The sequence below is a fragment of the Microbispora sp. CL1-1 genome (assembly GCF_012034195.1).
Lineage (GTDB): Bacteria > Actinomycetota > Actinomycetes > Streptosporangiales > Streptosporangiaceae > Microbispora.
This window is the reverse complement of the sequence record NZ_JAATEK010000036.1, coordinates 34104-49024: the sequence shown is the minus strand read 5'-3', so window position 1 is coordinate 49024 and position 14921 is coordinate 34104. Positions and strand designations below refer to the sequence as shown.

General features: G+C 72.5%; 14 protein-coding genes. 4 read left to right on the top strand and 10 right to left on the bottom strand.

Annotated features, from left to right (window positions below; genetic code table 11):
- Positions 1 to 6: 6 nt before the first annotated feature.
- From thpR to HCK04_RS31055, 6 genes are all read right to left on the bottom strand, one after another.
- On the bottom strand, positions 7 to 576 hold the full coding sequence (gene thpR, locus HCK04_RS31080; RefSeq protein ID WP_142650936.1) for an RNA 2',3'-cyclic phosphodiesterase: 570 nt from the start codon (positions 574 to 576) through the stop codon (positions 7 to 9).
- On the bottom strand, positions 539 to 1792 hold the full coding sequence (locus tag HCK04_RS31075; RefSeq protein ID WP_142650935.1) for an MFS transporter: 1254 nt from the start codon (positions 1790 to 1792) through the stop codon (positions 539 to 541). The genes thpR and HCK04_RS31075 overlap by 38 nt, the downstream gene beginning before the upstream one ends.
- Positions 1793 to 1797: 5 nt before the next feature.
- Positions 1798 to 2241, bottom strand: coding sequence for a MarR family transcriptional regulator (locus HCK04_RS31070; RefSeq protein ID WP_142650934.1), 444 nt, complete (start codon positions 2239 to 2241; stop codon positions 1798 to 1800).
- 282 nt (positions 2242 to 2523) lie between these two features.
- The gene (locus HCK04_RS31065; RefSeq protein WP_142650933.1) at positions 2524 to 2949 is read right to left on the bottom strand and encodes a VOC family protein; all 426 of its coding nucleotides are present in this window, start codon (positions 2947 to 2949) and stop codon (positions 2524 to 2526) included.
- A 9-nt stretch (positions 2950 to 2958) separates the two neighbouring features.
- On the bottom strand, positions 2959 to 3441 hold the full coding sequence (locus tag HCK04_RS31060) for a helix-turn-helix transcriptional regulator (protein WP_260617476.1): 483 nt from the start codon (positions 3439 to 3441) through the stop codon (positions 2959 to 2961).
- Between the two features lie 104 nt (positions 3442 to 3545).
- Positions 3546 to 5009: an NCS2 family permease gene (locus tag HCK04_RS31055; protein WP_205830931.1), complete on the bottom strand. Its 1464-nt coding sequence runs from the start codon at positions 5007 to 5009 to the stop codon at positions 3546 to 3548.
- A gap of 136 nt (positions 5010 to 5145) precedes the next feature.
- On the opposite strand from HCK04_RS31055, the gene HCK04_RS31050 reads away from it, so the two are divergent.
- Positions 5146 to 5403: a DUF2530 domain-containing protein gene (locus HCK04_RS31050; protein WP_221889998.1), complete on the top strand. Its 258-nt coding sequence runs from the start codon at positions 5146 to 5148 to the stop codon at positions 5401 to 5403.
- 12 nt (positions 5404 to 5415) lie between these two features.
- Here HCK04_RS31050 and HCK04_RS31045 read toward each other — a convergent pair whose 3' ends face one another.
- From HCK04_RS31045 to HCK04_RS31035, 3 genes are all read right to left on the bottom strand, one after another.
- Positions 5416 to 5916, bottom strand: coding sequence for a TetR/AcrR family transcriptional regulator C-terminal domain-containing protein (locus HCK04_RS31045; protein ID WP_205830930.1), 501 nt, complete (start codon positions 5914 to 5916; stop codon positions 5416 to 5418).
- Between the two features lie 133 nt (positions 5917 to 6049).
- Entirely contained in the window at positions 6050 to 8995 is a 2946-nt protein-coding gene (locus tag HCK04_RS31040; protein ID WP_142650929.1) for a hypothetical protein, read from the bottom strand.
- Between the two features lie 2 nt (positions 8996 to 8997).
- Positions 8998 to 9795, bottom strand: coding sequence for a DUF3027 domain-containing protein (locus HCK04_RS31035; RefSeq protein WP_142650928.1), 798 nt, complete (start codon positions 9793 to 9795; stop codon positions 8998 to 9000).
- A 137-nt stretch (positions 9796 to 9932) separates the two neighbouring features.
- Here HCK04_RS31035 and HCK04_RS31030 point away from each other — a divergent pair, with 137 nt between their 5' ends.
- Positions 9933 to 11162: an MFS transporter gene (locus HCK04_RS31030; RefSeq protein ID WP_240971978.1), complete on the top strand. Its 1230-nt coding sequence runs from the start codon at positions 9933 to 9935 to the stop codon at positions 11160 to 11162.
- A gap of 195 nt (positions 11163 to 11357) precedes the next feature.
- Here the strand turns inward: HCK04_RS31030 and HCK04_RS31025 are convergent, their stop codons facing one another.
- Positions 11358 to 11756 carry a cold-shock protein gene (locus HCK04_RS31025; RefSeq protein ID WP_142650926.1) on the bottom strand — a complete coding sequence of 133 codons (399 nt, stop codon included), beginning with the start codon at positions 11754 to 11756 and terminating at the stop codon, positions 11358 to 11360.
- 196 nt (positions 11757 to 11952) lie between these two features.
- On the opposite strand from HCK04_RS31025, the gene HCK04_RS31020 reads away from it, so the two are divergent.
- Together HCK04_RS31020 and HCK04_RS31015 are read left to right on the top strand one after the other, a co-directional pair.
- Complete coding sequence (locus HCK04_RS31020) at positions 11953 to 14322, top strand: helicase-associated domain-containing protein (protein ID WP_142650925.1); 2370 nt, start codon at positions 11953 to 11955, stop codon at positions 14320 to 14322.
- 47 nt (positions 14323 to 14369) lie between these two features.
- A complete protein-coding gene (locus tag HCK04_RS31015; RefSeq protein WP_142650924.1) occupies positions 14370 to 14876 on the top strand; it encodes a hypothetical protein in 507 nt (168 codons plus the stop codon).
- Positions 14877 to 14921 lie beyond the last annotated feature (45 nt).

The following is a 14921-nucleotide window of genomic DNA, read 5'->3' as shown; positions in this document are numbered from 1 at the left end:
TGGAGCCTAGTCGCGGACGGCCAATGGGTACGCCTCGACCTGCTCATACCGCACAGTCGCGCCGGTGTGGCTGCGTACGAGGTGCACCGACGACACCTCCCAGCGCCGCCCGCCGAAGGCGCCCAGGGCGCCGACCAGGGGGCGCAGGTCGTCGCCGTGGCGTGACCGGGTCCGGGAACGGGCCAGGGTGAGGTGGGGATGGAACCGCTTGCGGTCCGTCTCCGCCGCCCCGGCCCGCCGGGCGCCGGCCGCGACCGACCCGGCGAGCCTGGTCAGCGCCGGCCCGGCCTCCAGGCCGACCCAGAAGATGCGTCCCCGGGAGGCCGAGGGGAAGGCCCCTGCGCCGCCGAACGACACCGTCTCGGGGGAATAGCGGGCGGCCGCGCGGGCCAGCCGCGCGCTCAGCTCGGGCAGCACCTCGTCGGGCACCTCGCCCAAGAAGGCCATGGTCACGTGCCACAGCGCGGGATCGACCCAGCGCAGCTCCGACCACTCGGCACGTACGGTCTCGACCGCCGTGGAGAGCTCCGCCAGCGCCTCAGGCGGCGGCAGCAGCGCCACGAACAATCTGCTCACGTGCCGATTCTTCCCTGCGCGCCACGCGAGCCGCGACCATCCGGGTCACCAGTACGGCCAGGCAGACGCCGCACATGCTCAGCAGGCCGGCGGCCACGACCGAGGCCCGGGGACCGGCCAGTTCGGAGAGCCAGCCCACCAGCGGCGCCCCGATCGGCGCTCCCCCGGTGAAGACCAGCACGTAGATGCCCATGACCCGGCCGCGCATCTCGGGGGAGGCGCCGAGCTGCACCATCGTGTTCGCGGTCGTGTTGACCGTGATCATCGCCATGCCCGCGGGGACGAGCATCAGCAGGAACGCCGCATACACGGGGGCGAGCCCGGCGACGACCTGGAACAGCCCGAAGCACAGCGCCCCGGCGATCAGGAACCTGCGGCTCGGCTTGACCCGGCGCGCGGCCAGCAGCGCCCCGCCGAACGCCCCGACGGCGAACGCGCTGGACGCCACGCCGAACGAGGACGCGCCCGCGCCGAACGCCTGCTTGGCCATCAGCGCGATGCTGGTCGAGAAGCTCTGGGCGAAGATCGCCATGAACGCCACGAGCAGCAGCGGCAGCAGCAGGTCGGGCCGGCCGCCGACGTAGCGCAGGCCCTCGCGCAACTGGCCCTTGCCGCGCGGCACGGGCTCCGGCGAGCGCAGCTCGGACGTCCGCATGAGCGCGAGCCCCGAGATGACCGCGGCGAACGACACGGCGTTCAGCACGAAGATCGGGCCGGTGCCCATCCAGGAGATCAGCAGACCGGCCACCGCCGGGCCGACGACCCGGGCGAGGTTGAAGGTCGAGCTGTTCAGCGCGATGGCGTTCGGCAGGTCGCGCCGGCCCACCATCTCGACCACGAACGACTGCCGTGTGGGCACCTCGACACAGGACACCAGGCCGAGCGTGAACGCCATGGCGTACACGTGCCAGACCTGGGCGGTGCCCGTGATGACCAGGACGCCCATGGTGAGCGCCAGCAGGCCCATGAGCGTCTGGGCCACGATGAGGATCCGGCGCTTGGGGTAGCGGTCCGCGATCACCCCGCCGAACATGCCGAACAGCATCGTCGGCAGGAACTGCAGCGCCACGGTGACGCCGAGCGCCGAGCCGCGGCCGTGCGCGAGGTCGAGGACCAGCCAGTCCTGGGCGGTTCGCTGCATCCAGGTGCCGACGTTGGAGATCACGCCGCCGGAGGCGAACAGGCGGTAGTTGTAGGTCCGCAGGGAGCGGAACATGCCGCCTACATCGTGGACAGCTTCTCCAGGATCGGCGCCGCCGCTCGCAGCGTCGCCCTCTCCTCCGGAGTCAGGTCCTTGAGCCGCTGCGCCAGCCAGGCTTCCTTGGTGCGGCGTTCCTCCTTCAGCAGCGCCGCTCCCTGCGGCGTCACGCTGACCGTCACCTGCCGGCGATCGGTCGGATGAGGTTTGCGCTCCAGCAGACCCCTGGCCTCCAGCTTCGCGATCACGCGGGTCACCGAGGGCGGCTGCACCTTCTCGTGCTCCGCGAGCTCGCCGGGGGTCATTGAGGTGTGGCGCTCGACGGCGACGAGCGTCGCGAGCTGTGTAGGCGTCAGTGAGTGGTGCGCGGCCTGCTTGCGCATCCGTCGCGTCAGCCGGGCGAGGGACACGCGCAGGGCCGACGCGAGAGCGGCGTCGCTGCGCAAGTTCTGGGCGTTCGTTAGCATGACTCATTACCTTTGCTAACTATATGACGCATGTCCGTATTCCTCCAACTCGTCCGACTATCCAGGCAAATTTTGTGACGCTGCACGCCGATCGCGACACACCGTACCGGCGCGGTCCGGGTCGGCGACCTCCGTCGCCTCGCACCACGATCCGGAGCCGCGCACCCGATCACGAGCCGCGCACGATCGGGAGCCGTGCGCACCGTGGGGCGGTGGTCATCTGCCCGTGAACGACCGAGGCCCGGCCCCCGCATGGGGACCGGGCCTCGTATGCGCCTCGCGTCAGGCGAAGTCCTCCGGCGTGAACTCCCTGGGCTCGACCAGGACGAGCCAGTTGCCCTGGTTGTCGCGGATGACCGCCTCCACCCCGTACGGCCGGTCGGAGGGCTCCTGGAGGATCGTCACGCCCTTGGCCGCGAGCTCCTGACAGGTCTTGCGGCAGTCGTCCACGCGCAGCCCCAGGCCGCCGGCCTGCCCCTTGTCGAGCTGCCTGCGGTAGAAGTCGGCGCCCTCGTCGTCGAGCGGCGGCCCCGGCTTCATCAGCGTGATTTCCAGCTCCGGGTGGTCCGGGTGGTTGATGGTGACCCAGCGGAACCCGTCCATCTGGATGTCGGTGTTGGAGACGAAGCCGAGGACGTCCACGTAGAAGTCGCGGGCCTCGTCCTGGTCGCGGCAGTAAAGCGTGATCAAGGAGACGTTCCGAATCATGTGGCGACGCTACTGCGACCCCTCTGACCTGGGCTTCTCCGAAATTGCACAATCGTCGTCGCGCTTGGGCGCACCACGCAGGTCGAGCACGCCGTTCATGAACAGGTAGCACCCGGGGACGCGGGGGCCGCCGCGCGCCGCCCACCGGTCGCGGTATTCGCTCGGGCTCTCCCCCACCATCCGGCGGAACTTGGCCGAGAACGAGCCCAGGCTGCTGAACCCGACGGACATGCAGACCTCGGTCACGGTCAGGTTGGCGAAACGCAGCAGGTCCTGGGCGCGCTCCAGCCGCCGCCTGGTGAGGTAGCGCATCGGCGTCTCGCCGTACGCCGCCTCGAAGCAGCGGACGAAGTAGAACTTGGAGACCCCGGCGACGGCGGCGAGCCCGTCGAGATCGAGCTCGCTCCGGTAGTCGCGGTCCATGCGGTCTCTGGCCAGGCGCAGTCGCGGCAGCAACTCCGCCGGCACCACCCGCTGTCCCCTCACGGCCACGTCACGACCCTATTCGGCCCCACCGACAGATTCCCGCACGCCAGGGCCCTGGGACAGGCGAAGGCCGCCGCGGCGTCGCCACGGCGGCCTCCGTACCGCGCGGATCAGCCCAGGCCGAGCAGGCTCTTGATGGGCTCCAGCGCGAAATACACGACGAACAGCGCGCCCACGACCCACATCAGCGGGTGGAGCTCGCGCGCCTTGCCGCGGAGCACCTTGATGACGATGTAGCTCACGAAGCCCGCACCGATCCCGGCGGTGATCGAGTACGTGAACGGCATGAGCACGATGGTCAGGAACGCGGGGATCGCGGTCTCGAAGTCGCTGAAGTCGATCTCCTTGACCTGGGTCATCATCAGGAAGCCGACGACCACGAGAGCCGGGGTCGCCGCCTCGAACGGCACGATCTCCGTCAGCGGGGCGAAGAACATGGCCAGGAGGAACAGCACGCCGGTGACGATGCTCGCCAGACCGGTGCGCGCGCCCTCGCCGACGCCGGCCGCCGACTCGATGTAGGTGGTGTTGGACGACACGCTGGCCGCGCCGCCGGCCGCGGCCGCGAGGGAGTCGACGAGCAGGATCTCCTTGGTGCGCTCGACGGTCCCGTCCTCCTGCACCAGGTTGGCCTGGCGGCCCACGCCGACGATCGTGCCCATCGTGTCGAAGAAGTCGGCGAGCATGAGGGTGAAGACGAACATCACGGCCGCCAGGCCGCCGATCTTGGCGAAGCTCCCGAACAGGCTGAACTGGCCGAGCAGCGACAGGTCGGGCAGCTCGATGAAGTTCTTCGGCCACGCGGGCACGTTCAGCGACCACCCGTTGGGGTTGCTCCCGTCCGGGGTCTGCGGCCCGATCTTGCCGATCGCCTCGACGATCATGGCGAGCACGGTCGTGCCGACGATGCCGAGCAGGATGGCGCCCTTGACCCTGCGTGCGACGAGGAAGGCAGTCACGAGCAGGCCGACGACGAAGACGAGCGTGGGCCACCCGGTCAGCGAGCCGTTGCCCAGCGCGCCGAGCTTGACCGGGACCGTGGTGTTGCTCGCGTCGGGCATGCGCCGTACGAACCCGGCGTCGACGAACCCGATCAGCGCGATGAACAGGCCGATGCCGACGCTGATCGCCGTCTTGAGCTGGGCGGGGATCGCGTGGAACACCGCCACCCGGAAGCCCGTCACCACGAGGATCGCGATGACGATGCCCTCAAGCACGACCAGGCCCATCGCGTCCTCCCACGACATCTGGCTGGCGATGCCGAAGGCGAGGAAGGCGTTCAGTCCAAGGCCGGTGGCCAGGGCGAACGGCACCCGGCCGAAGACGCCCATGATGATCGTGAGGATGCCCGCGACGAACGCCGTGGCCGCGGCGACCAGCGCGATGTTGGGGTTCTGCCCGTCACCGAGGAACTGGCCCGTCTTGTCGGCGACGGTGCCGATGATGAGCGGGTTGAGCACCACGATGTAGGCCATCGTGAAGAAGGTGGCGAAGCCGCCGCGGACCTCCTGTCCGACGGACGAACCACGCGCTGAGATGGAGAAGTACCGATCGAGAAAGCCAGACGTGTTCATGGGGTTCGCATTCACGCGCGCAGAGTCGCAGGCCCTTACCATCCACGGAAAGAGCCAGGGGGGCAGCGTTGTCTTTTCGTGACGGGTTTGTCATGAAGATACCGGCATGCTGCCATGACCTTCTAAGCTGGCTGGCGTGAGCGAGCGCCGGCCGGACCCCAAGCCTCTCAGGACGAGGGACACCCTCACGATCCTGGTCGGGACTTCCCTGTGGGCGATCGCCCTGGTCGTCGTGCTGCTCGTGGTCAGGCCGGCCGATCCGCGGCCGGTCTGGGTCTGCGTCGCCGGGATCGGCCTCGGCGTGTTCGGGGTCCTCTATATCCGCCGCCGCGACGCCCGCCTGCGCGAGCCCGTCCCCGCCGCCGAAACCGGCGACCCGGAACCCCGCCGCTGACCGCGGCCCCTCTCAGCGCGCTCCGGCGAGGAGCGTCGCGATGCCGTCGAGAAGCCGCTGCAGGCCGAACTCGAACAGGGCGTCCATGTCGAAGTCGTATCCTCCGGCCGCCTGGAGGCGCTCGAACAGCGGCAGCCCGCCCCCCGCCGTGATCGCGTCGAACGCCGACTTGCGGGCGTCCATCCAGGCGTCGGCGTCGAGCCCGGTCAGCGCCTCGGCCTCCGCCTCGAACTCCAGGTTGATCGCGGTGCCCCGGATGTGGTTGAACACGGTGATGTAGGCGGTGAGCATCGTCACGGCGTCGAGGCCGTGACCGTCGAGAGCGCCGAGCACCCATTTCATGAACGGCAGCGCGCTGGGGATGAGCTGCGGTCGTGTCACGGACATGGCCGGTGCGAGCCACGGGTGCCGCCGGAACGTCGCCCACAGCATCCGGGCGGCCAGCTCGATCCTGCTCCGCCAGTGCCGGGGCGGCTCCTCAGGAAACCGCATCCGCCCGAAGACCGCCTCCATGCGCGCCATGACGCGCCGGCCGATGCGGAACCTGATCGCGGCGCAGTTCGCCAAGGCGTCGAGCATCGACCTGCCCGACTACGACCTGCCTGCCCTGCGCTGAGACCCCACGGCGCTCCCGACGGGCAGTGGGCTACAGCGAGGCCGTGGGGTCGAGGTCGGCCTCGGCGAGCAGCAGGGGCACCCGGGCGGGGTCGCGCAGGAGCGCCGCCACGGCGAGGCGGTCGCCCCACTGGCCGGCCGCCCAGGCGAGACCCCTGGCCAGGCCGTCCACGCCGGTCGCGTGCACCGCGCCCTCGAAGAACCGCCACGGCACCGGCCTGCCGTCCACGAGCAGCTCGTCGTGCTCGACGTACGTCGCGGGGGCGCCGGGCAGCAACGAGCGCACCTCGGGCGGCACGGGCTTCTCGGTCCCGGCCGAGGTGACCGCTCCGGTGACCACCTCACCGGCGAGCGGCAGGTCGAGCACCTCCGACAGCGCCTCGGCGAGGTCGAACGGCGCGAGCACGAGCGGCCGGTCCTCCACCAGGGCGAGCAGGTCGGGCGCCTCCACCACGACCGGGCCGTCCTCGACGTCCGCGACCGTGACCGTGCCCTTCAGCACGGCCCGTACGGCCTCGGGCGGGCTCACCCGGTCGGGATCGACGGCCGCCAGCGCGATCCACAGCGAGCGCAGCTGGGCCCGGTCGACCTCAAGGGACGAGTCGGCCAGCAGGTCGAGCAGCTCTTCCGGGCCGCCGTGCGAGTCGAGCAGGTCGGCGAGCGTGGACCGGACGCCGATCATCTTCAGCGCGTCGTCGTCGATCCCCGCGGGCGCCTCGCCGTACAGGCCGAACAGCAGCGGGTCGCCCGTCGGGAGCCGCAGCTCCGTCGGCCTGCGCCCGGCGAGCACCTCGTGCCGCGACAGCCACCAGGCCGTGTAGGACGGCACCTCGACGGTCTCCCCCGCGGCGAGCACCCGCATGGGCCGCAGGGCGGCGCGCAGCGGGGGCCGCGACAGCAACGCGAGGGCGTTCTGCCAGTCGGCGACGTATTCCAGGTCGCGTACGGCGGTGAACTCCCGGACCACCGGCGGCACGTCGAGATCGGGCAGCAGGTCGAGCACGGCCTCCAGCCACTCGTCTTCGAGGTCGAGGTCGTGGTCGCACTCGGCGGGGTCGAGCAGCACGTCGGAGTCGTTGACCACGGCGAAGCCGTCGAGCACCCCGGCCGCCGCCAGCACGTGCGGGCCGAACTTCTCCACCAGGTCGGGGGCGGCGACGCCGAACGGCACCTCGGGGTCGATCAGACCGGCCAGCGAGCCCTCGGCCAGCAGCAGCTCGCCCGCCGCGTAGAGCTCGCCGTCGGCGCCGCGCAGCGCCAGCTCTGCCAGCCAGGGGGCCTCCCCCGCGGTCAGGCCCGCCGCGTCGACCAGGGCCAGCACGGCCTGGGCCACCGGCTCGGGGTCGGCGCTGTGCAGCGACTCGGCCACGGCCGCGTGGGTGAGCGGGTCCTCCAGGACCGTACGCGGGGTCGCCTCGGCCGCGCCCAGCCGCAGCAGCAGCGGGTGCGCGGCGTCCGGGTGGACGATCCGCAGCCCCAGCGGCGCGAGCAGAGCAGGGTCGAAAGTTCCCGATTCCTGTGACAGCACGAGCGTGCCGCGCGGGCCGCGCACCAGGCGGCCGTCGGCCAGCGGCACGGCGATCGCGCCGATCGCCTCCGGGTCGTCGGCGGGCAGCACGTCGTAGAGCGACCGCCACCACGCCGGGTCCTTGTCCTCCACTGCCTCGCCCGACAGCATGTCGACGACGTCGGCCAGCTCGACCCGGCGCACGCCGAGCGTGGTCAGGGCCGGGTGCCGGGAGGACCAGCCCGATGGCAGCAGCCCGGGCACGATGCCGGCGATCTTCTCCAGGAACTCGGCCTGCCCCTCGACCGCCCGCGCCTGGCTGCCCGGCACGACGCCCTCGGAGATCGTCGGCAGCAGCGGCGTGTCCGGCAGCGCCCTGACGATCTCCCGCCTGATCGCCGCGTCGAGCGCGCCCTTGCCCATCAGGCCGGGCACGAGGCCGAGCAGGTCCGGGGTCGCCGGAAGCTCCCCCAGCAGCCGTACGTACGCCTCGGCGGCCCTGGCGACCAGGAAGTCGGTGAGCGGCCCGGGGGCGACGTGCCGCCGGTCGGTGGTCATCGGGAACGACGCGATCAGCAGCGCGGGCAGGTCGAGCGGCTCGTCGCTCGGCGTCGGCGCGTGCACGACCCTGGGGACGTCGCCGCGGCGGCCACCGGGGACGGCCCAGCGGACCTCCCAGTAGGGCCGGGCCCGCTCCTCGGTCGGCCGGTCGGCGAACAGCTCGGCCACCTGATCCGGGGTGAACGTGCCCGACTCGGTGACCACGTGCCAGCCCTCGGCCGAGATCGTGCGGACCTGCCCGTCCACCTCGATCTCGACGGCCTCCAGCGCCGGCATCGACAGCGGCAGCGCGGGCCCCGCCTCTTCGAGCATCCGCCGTACGGCCTGCTCGGCGGCCTCGTCGCGCAGCGGGAGCCGTACGAGCGTGTCGAAGCCCTCGGGGACCTCAAGGGAGTCGTCGGAGAACGGCAGCCGCAGCAGCGGGACGTGCCCCTCTCGGCCCTCCAGCTCGGCCGCGAGCTGCGGCCGGGCGGCGACCAGCGCGGCGGTCTCCTCGCGGGACCAGCGCACCCCGTGGGCCTCGCCCGAGGGCAGCCGGGAGGCGATCGAGGGCGCGTCGGTGACCGACACCACGGCCGCGAAGCCGACGCCGAAGCGGCCGGCCGCGCCCACCTCGTCCTTCTTGCCCGAGACGCGCAGGGTGCACAGGCCCTCGACGCCGGTCTGGTCGAGCGGCGCGCCGACGTTGGCGGCCAGCAGCACGCCGTCGGCGAGCGTCAGCCGCAGGCGGCCCGGCACGCCGGCCCGCAGCGCGGCGTCGGCGGCGTTCTGGGCGAGCTCCACGACCAGCCGGTCGCGGTAGCCGCCGAGGGCGAAGTCCTCCTCGGCGTTGGCGTCCTCGCGGAAGCGGGCAGGCGAGGCCGTCCAGGCCGCGAGAACGGTGTCACGCAGGCGCGCGGTATCGAACATGATCAGGCGTGGCCCAGGGGTTCGGAGCCGGCCTCGTCCACGGAGCCCGACTCGATGAGGTCATATCCCATGTCGTCCAGGATCGGCGGCGCCGGATCCATGACCATCGAGGGCACGGTGGTCGCCTCGGAGTGCGCCCCGCAGCCGTGGTCGGCGGACACCACGCGGCCGTCGTCCGGCGCGTACTCGTTGGCGCAGACGCCGAAGCCGAGGCCCAGCGCTCCGGCGAGCGGCCAGTAGAAGCCGCAGGTGGAGCATTGCGCCGGGGCGGCGTGCGCGATCGGGGTGTGCGGTCCGGCCTCACCGGCGCGCCAGCGTCGCGCGGCGAGGTCACGGCCGAGCACGGACAGGACGCGGGCGCGTCCAAGCCCGAGCTCGAAGAGCATCTGCTTGTCGATGTCCTCGTCGGCGGAGGCGAACCCGGGCACGAGCCGGTCGTCGTCGGCCTCGGCGGGCAACAGGTCGCCCACGCCCAGGTCACCCGGGCGCAGGCGCTCGTTCCACGGCACCCAGCGGGGAGCGAGCAGCGCGCCCGAGCCGGGCAGCAGCACGGTCTCGCTCACGGTCACCACACGGGCGCGGGAGGCGCGGGTGACGGTGATCGCCCAGCGCCAGCCGTGGTAGGCGCGGTCGAGGCACTCGAAGTAATGGGTGACGACCCGGTCGCCCTCGTTGTCGAAGCCCAGGTGCTCTCCCACCTCCCCGGGGCGCGCGATGTCTTCGGCGGCCCGGCGGGCGAGGTCGACCGCCGCCGCACAGGCCTGGTCGACTGGAGTGCTACGGATTCGGGTACGACTCACACTCCATTTTCACCCACGCCGCGAGCGGACCGCACCGGCTCGATGGGCAAAACATGGAAGGACCCTCGGTGCCTATGGTGAAGATTTGGGCGAAAGTTACGCGTGTTGTGAGGGCACCGGCGCGTGCGACGCGCCGGTTGACGCACGCCCAGGGAGCCGGGCGCACCGGTCTCGGCCACCTCATCGAGGTGACCGCCGCCCATTCCGCCGGGGACGCTCTGGTCACCGTGGCCCTCGCCGGGGCGCTGCTGTTCGGGCTGCCGGTCGGCCAGGCCCGCGGCCAGGTCGCGGCATATCTGCTGATCACCATGCTGCCGTTCGCGGTGGTGGCGCCCTTCGTCGGGCCGGTGCTCGACCGGCTCCGATCGGGCCGCCGCTACATCATGGCCGGCACCCTGCTCGCGCGCGGCCTGCTGTGCTGGGGGATGGCAGGCGCCGTCCACGCCTCCGACACGGTCACGCTGTTTCCTTCGGCGCTCGCCGTGCTCGTCCTCTCGAAGGCCTACAACGTGTCACGGGCGGCGGTCATGCCGAGCGTGCTGCCCGCCGACATCCCGTTGGTGACGGCCAACGCCAGGGTCGCGCTGTTCGCGCTGGTGTCGGCCGGCGCCGGCGCCGGTGTCGCCGCCGGCCTGTCCGCCGTGGCCGGGGCCGACTGGGTGCTGCGCGTCGCCGTGCCGCTGTTCCTGCTGTCCGGGGCGTTCGCCGTACGGCTGCCGCGGCACGTGGACGCGCCCGACCTGGAGGAGGCCGGGCCGCGCCCCCGCTGGCGCACCGTGCTCAGCCTGGGCCCGGTGGTGGGCGAGGCCATGGGGGCCAACGCCGCGATCCGGGTGCAGTCGGGCTTCCTCGTGTTCTTCCTGCTGTTCCTCGTCCAGGACGGCCACCTGCGCGGCGTGGATCCAAAGGCCGCGCTGGCGCTGCTGGCCGCCGCCGCGGGCGCGGGCGGCCTGGCCGGGGCCGCCGCCGGCTCCTGGTCGCGATCCCGATCTCCGCACCTGACCGTCATGGCCACGCTCGCGCTGGCCACGGTCGCCACCGTCGCCGCGGCCTTCTTCTTCGACGTGTGGACCGCCGCCGCCGTGGCCCTCGTGGGCGCGTTCGCCCAGGGCCTCGGCAAGCTCGCGTTCGACGCCATCGTGCAGCGCGAGATCGGCGAGGAGGTGCGCTCCTCGGCGTTCGGCGTCGCCGAGACGCTGCTCCAGATCGCCTGGGTCCTCGGCGGCCTGCTGGGCCTGGTGATGTCGCTGTTCGTGGCCGGTCCCGCCGGGCTCGGCGTGATGTCCGCCGCCCTCGCGCTCGCGTTCGGCCGCCTCGTCATCCTCCGCCGCCGCAGGCTCGCCGCCCGCACCGCCACGGCCACCTGAACCGGCCACCTGAACCGGCCGCGTGGACCAGCGCCTTGAACCAGCCGCCTTGAACCAGCCGCCTTGAACCAGCCGCCTTGAATCGGCCACTCGCGCCACCACCCCCGCCTACGCGGCCCCGCACCCCGCCACGGCCCGCATCCGCCCAGGGGTTGGCCGGGCGGCGGGAACGGACGCGGCCGGTGAGGGGACCGGTCAGGCGTCGAGGTCGTCGGCGACGGCGCGCAGGACTGTGGCGATCTTCTTGGCGTGCGCCGCGTCCGGGTGCTTGCCCCGCTGGTAGGAGTTCGAGATGTCGTCGAGAAGCTTGATCAGATCCTCGACGATCACGACCATCTCGTCGGGCTTCTTCCGCTTCGCCTTGGCCTTGGCGGTCTTGGCCAGCGTCGGGGGCTGGTCGATCACCCGCACCGAGAGCGCCTGCTGACCGCGGCGGCTCTCGGCGACACCGAACTCGACCTTCTGTCCGGGCTTGAGCGCCTCGACCCCCTTGGGCAGGGCGGAGGAATGCACGAAGACCTCACCGCCGTCGTCGCGGGTGAGGAAGCCGAAACCCTTGTCGGCGTCGTACCACTTGACCTTGCCACTCGGCACAGGGGTGACCTCGTTCAGACTGTCGTGAAGGTGACTGTAGGTAGGTTATGCCCAGAGACCGGCCCCATGGACCCACTCGAAGGCCAATGAAGCGTCCCGTGACGAGATTCTTGTCGATCTTCCCGGCGAGTGCGCAAACCCCTGCCACACGGGCGCTCCGGCGGCCGGACGAAGGCCGAGCCCTACCATGGAGAGAATGACGGGCACGGACTTCGCCGAGTGGCTTCGCGGCCGTTCCGACGAGCTGCTGCGGGCGCTCGTGGCGGCGCGGCCCGAACTCGTGACGCCCGTCCCCGCGCACATCGACGGCCTGGCCGCCCGCGCCTCCAGCCCCTCGGCCATCGGCCGGGCGCTGGACCGGCTTGACCGGTTCACGCTCGCCGTCCTGGAGACGCTGGCCCTGCGGCCCGGTCCCGCCGATCGCGAGACGTTGCTTTCCCTGCTCCGCCGCGCCGTTCCCGCCGATCACGACGACGAGACCCTCGGGTCCGCCCTCGACGCCGCGCTCGGCGTGCTGACCACGCGCGCCCTGGTCTACGGCGCCGCCGACGCGCTGCTGCCCGCGCCGGGCGTGGCCGAGGCGCTCGAACCCCCGGCCTCCCTGGGACCGCCGGCCGCCGAGGTGTTCCGCCACCACCCGCCCGAACGGCTCGACGTGCTTCTGCGGGACATCGACCCGGCGTACGAGGACGGGCGGGCGGACGGCGAACGGCCGGCCAGGGAACGGCTCGCGGCGCTGCTGGCCGATCCCGCGACGGTCGCGCGGCTCGTCGGCGAGGTCTCCCCGCAGGCGCAGACGGCCCTGAACGAGCTCGTCTGGGGCCCGGCGAGCGGACGGCTGCCCAACGCCCGCCGCGAAGTGGACGCCGCGAACGCCCAGTCGCCCATCGAGCAACTGCTGGCCCGCGGCCTGCTCGGCGCGACCGGCGAGGAGACCGTCGCGCTCCCCCGCGAGGTCGCCCTCGTGCTGCGCGACGGCAGGGTGCACCGCGACCTGTCCCCCGGCCCGCCCGCCCTGGAGGGGTCCGTACGCGACCAGGACCTGGCCGACCGCACGGCCGCCGGGCAGGCGTTCACGTTCGTGCGCATGGTCGAGGAGCTGTGCGAGGTGTGGAGCGTCGACCCGCCGGGCGTGCTGCGCACGGGCGGCCTCGCCATCCGCGACCTCAGGCGTACGGCCCAGCTTCTCGACCTGCCGGAGTGGGCGGCCGGGCTGGTGGTCGAGGTCGCGCACGCGGCCGGGCTGGTCGCGGCGGGCGAGGGGGAATGGCTGCCGACGGGCGGCTACGACGGCTGGCGGATCAAGGCCACCGAGGACCGCTGGGCCGTGCTCGCCGACGCGTGGGCCGCGATGGAGCGCGCCCCCGGGCTGATCGGCGAACGGGACGACCGCGACCGTCCCATGAACGCCCTCCACCCCGATCTCCGCAGGCCGGGGGCGGCCCAGACGCGGGCGCGCACGCTCGCCGTGCTGGAGGCGGCGCCGCCCGGCCTCGCACCGACGCCCGAGTCGGTGCTGGCCCGGCTCGCCTGGGAGCAGCCCCGCCGTCGCCCCGCGCTGCGCGACCGGCTCGTACGCTTCGCCCTGCGCGAGGCCGAGCACATCGGCGTGACCGGGCTCGGCGTGCCGTCCTCACACGGCCGCGCCGTGGCCCGGGGCGACGGCACGACGGCCGGCCTGCTCGGCCCGCTGCTGCCCGAGGCGGTCGACCACGTGCTGCTGCAGGCCGACCTCACCGCCGTGGCGCCCGGCCCGCTGACCACCGACCTCGGCCGCAGGCTCGCGCTCATGGCCGATGTGGAGAGCAAGGGCGGCGCGACGGTCTACCGCTTCTCCGAGCAGTCGGTGCGCCGGGCGCTCGACGCGGGGCACTCGGCCGACGACCTGCTCACCGTGCTGGAACGCCACTCGGCCACCCCGGTGCCGCAGCCGCTGCGCTACCTGGTCACCGATGTGGCCCGCCGCCACGGTCGGATCCGGGTCGGCACGGCGTCGGCGTACATCCGGTGCGACGACCCTGCCCTGCTCGACGAGGTGCTCGCCGACAAGCGGGCCCACCCGCTGCGGCTGCGGCGGCTCGCGCCGACCGTGCTGGCGTCCAAGACGTCCAGGGCCGCGCTGGTCGACTCGCTGCGGGCGATGGGATACGCGCCGGTGGCCGAGTCGCTGGAGGGCGACGTCGTCGTCGCGCGGGCCGACGCCCGGCGGACCGAGGGGCAGCCCACCGCCCGGGTGACCGCGAACACCGCCCCCGACCCCGAGGTGGTCGCCGCGGCCGTACGGGCGATGCGGGCAGGGGACTCGCGGCGGCGGCCCGTGGAGGCGCCCGAGGGTCAGGTGCCCCGCTCCCCCGCGACCGCCACGATCAGCGCGCTCCAGGACGCCATCCGGCAGGGGACGCGGGTGTGGATCGGCTACCTCGACTCGCAGGGACACGCCACCAGCCGCATCCTCGAACCGGCGCGGATGGAGGGCGGCTACCTCACCGCGTACGACGAGACCCGGGCGACCGTCCACCGCTTCGCCCTGCACCGCATCACCGGCATCGCCGAGATCGGCCGATGACACATCCGTGGTAAATCTTGAGGTCCCCCGTAGTAAAGGATCTCAGGATGACGACTCCGGAGCAGCCGGGGCAGGGGCCCCAGGATTGGCGGACGCCGTCCAACCCCTATGGACCGCAGTCCGGCTCCACCCCCTACGGACAGCCCCCCTACGGACAACAGCAGTACGGCCCGTACGGCCCGCCGCCCGGACCCGACCCCAACCAGCAGTACGGGCAGTATGGCCAGTACGGGCAGTACGGGCAGTACGGGCAGTACGGGCAGCAGCCGTACGGCTACGGCTACTACCCTCCCCGGCAGCAGGGCCCGCGCACGCACGCGATCGTGGCCCTCGTCGTCAGCATCGTGCTGGCGCTGAGCTGCTACTTCACTCTCGGCGGCATCGCCGGGGCGATCCTGTCCGGGGTCGCGCTCGGCAAGGTGGACACCGAGCCGGACCAGTCCCGCAAGCTGCTCAAGTGGACGTGGATCTCCATCGGCATCAACGCCGCCCTGTTCGCGATCGGGATCGGCGCGCTCATCTGGGCCGGGATCAACGGCTACCTCGACGACTGATTCCCGCGACCGGGACTGATTCGGCCCGGCCTCGTGTTTGATAGG

What these genes read in the sequence shown, in the direction of transcription:
- HCK04_RS31075 (WP_142650935.1), bottom strand. Translation starts at nt 1,792, where the DNA reads ATGTTCCGCTCCCTGCGGACCTACAACTACCGCCTGTTCGCCTCCGGC.
- HCK04_RS31070 (WP_142650934.1), bottom strand. Translation starts at nt 2,241, where the DNA reads ATGCTAACGAACGCCCAGAACTTGCGCAGCGACGCCGCTCTCGCGTCG.
- HCK04_RS31065 (WP_142650933.1), bottom strand. Translation starts at nt 2,949, where the DNA reads ATGATTCGGAACGTCTCCTTGATCACGCTTTACTGCCGCGACCAGGAC.
- HCK04_RS31055 (WP_205830931.1), bottom strand. Translation starts at nt 5,009, where the DNA reads ATGAACACGTCTGGCTTTCTCGATCGGTACTTCTCCATCTCAGCGCGT.
- HCK04_RS31045 (WP_205830930.1), bottom strand. Translation starts at nt 5,916, where the DNA reads ATGGAGGCGGTCTTCGGGCGGATGCGGTTTCCTGAGGAGCCGCCCCGG.
- HCK04_RS31040 (WP_142650929.1), bottom strand. Translation starts at nt 8,995, where the DNA reads ATGTTCGATACCGCGCGCCTGCGTGACACCGTTCTCGCGGCCTGGACG.
- HCK04_RS31020 (WP_142650925.1), top strand. Translation starts at nt 11,953, where the DNA reads ATGACGGGCACGGACTTCGCCGAGTGGCTTCGCGGCCGTTCCGACGAG.
- HCK04_RS31015 (WP_142650924.1), top strand. Translation starts at nt 14,370, where the DNA reads ATGACGACTCCGGAGCAGCCGGGGCAGGGGCCCCAGGATTGGCGGACG.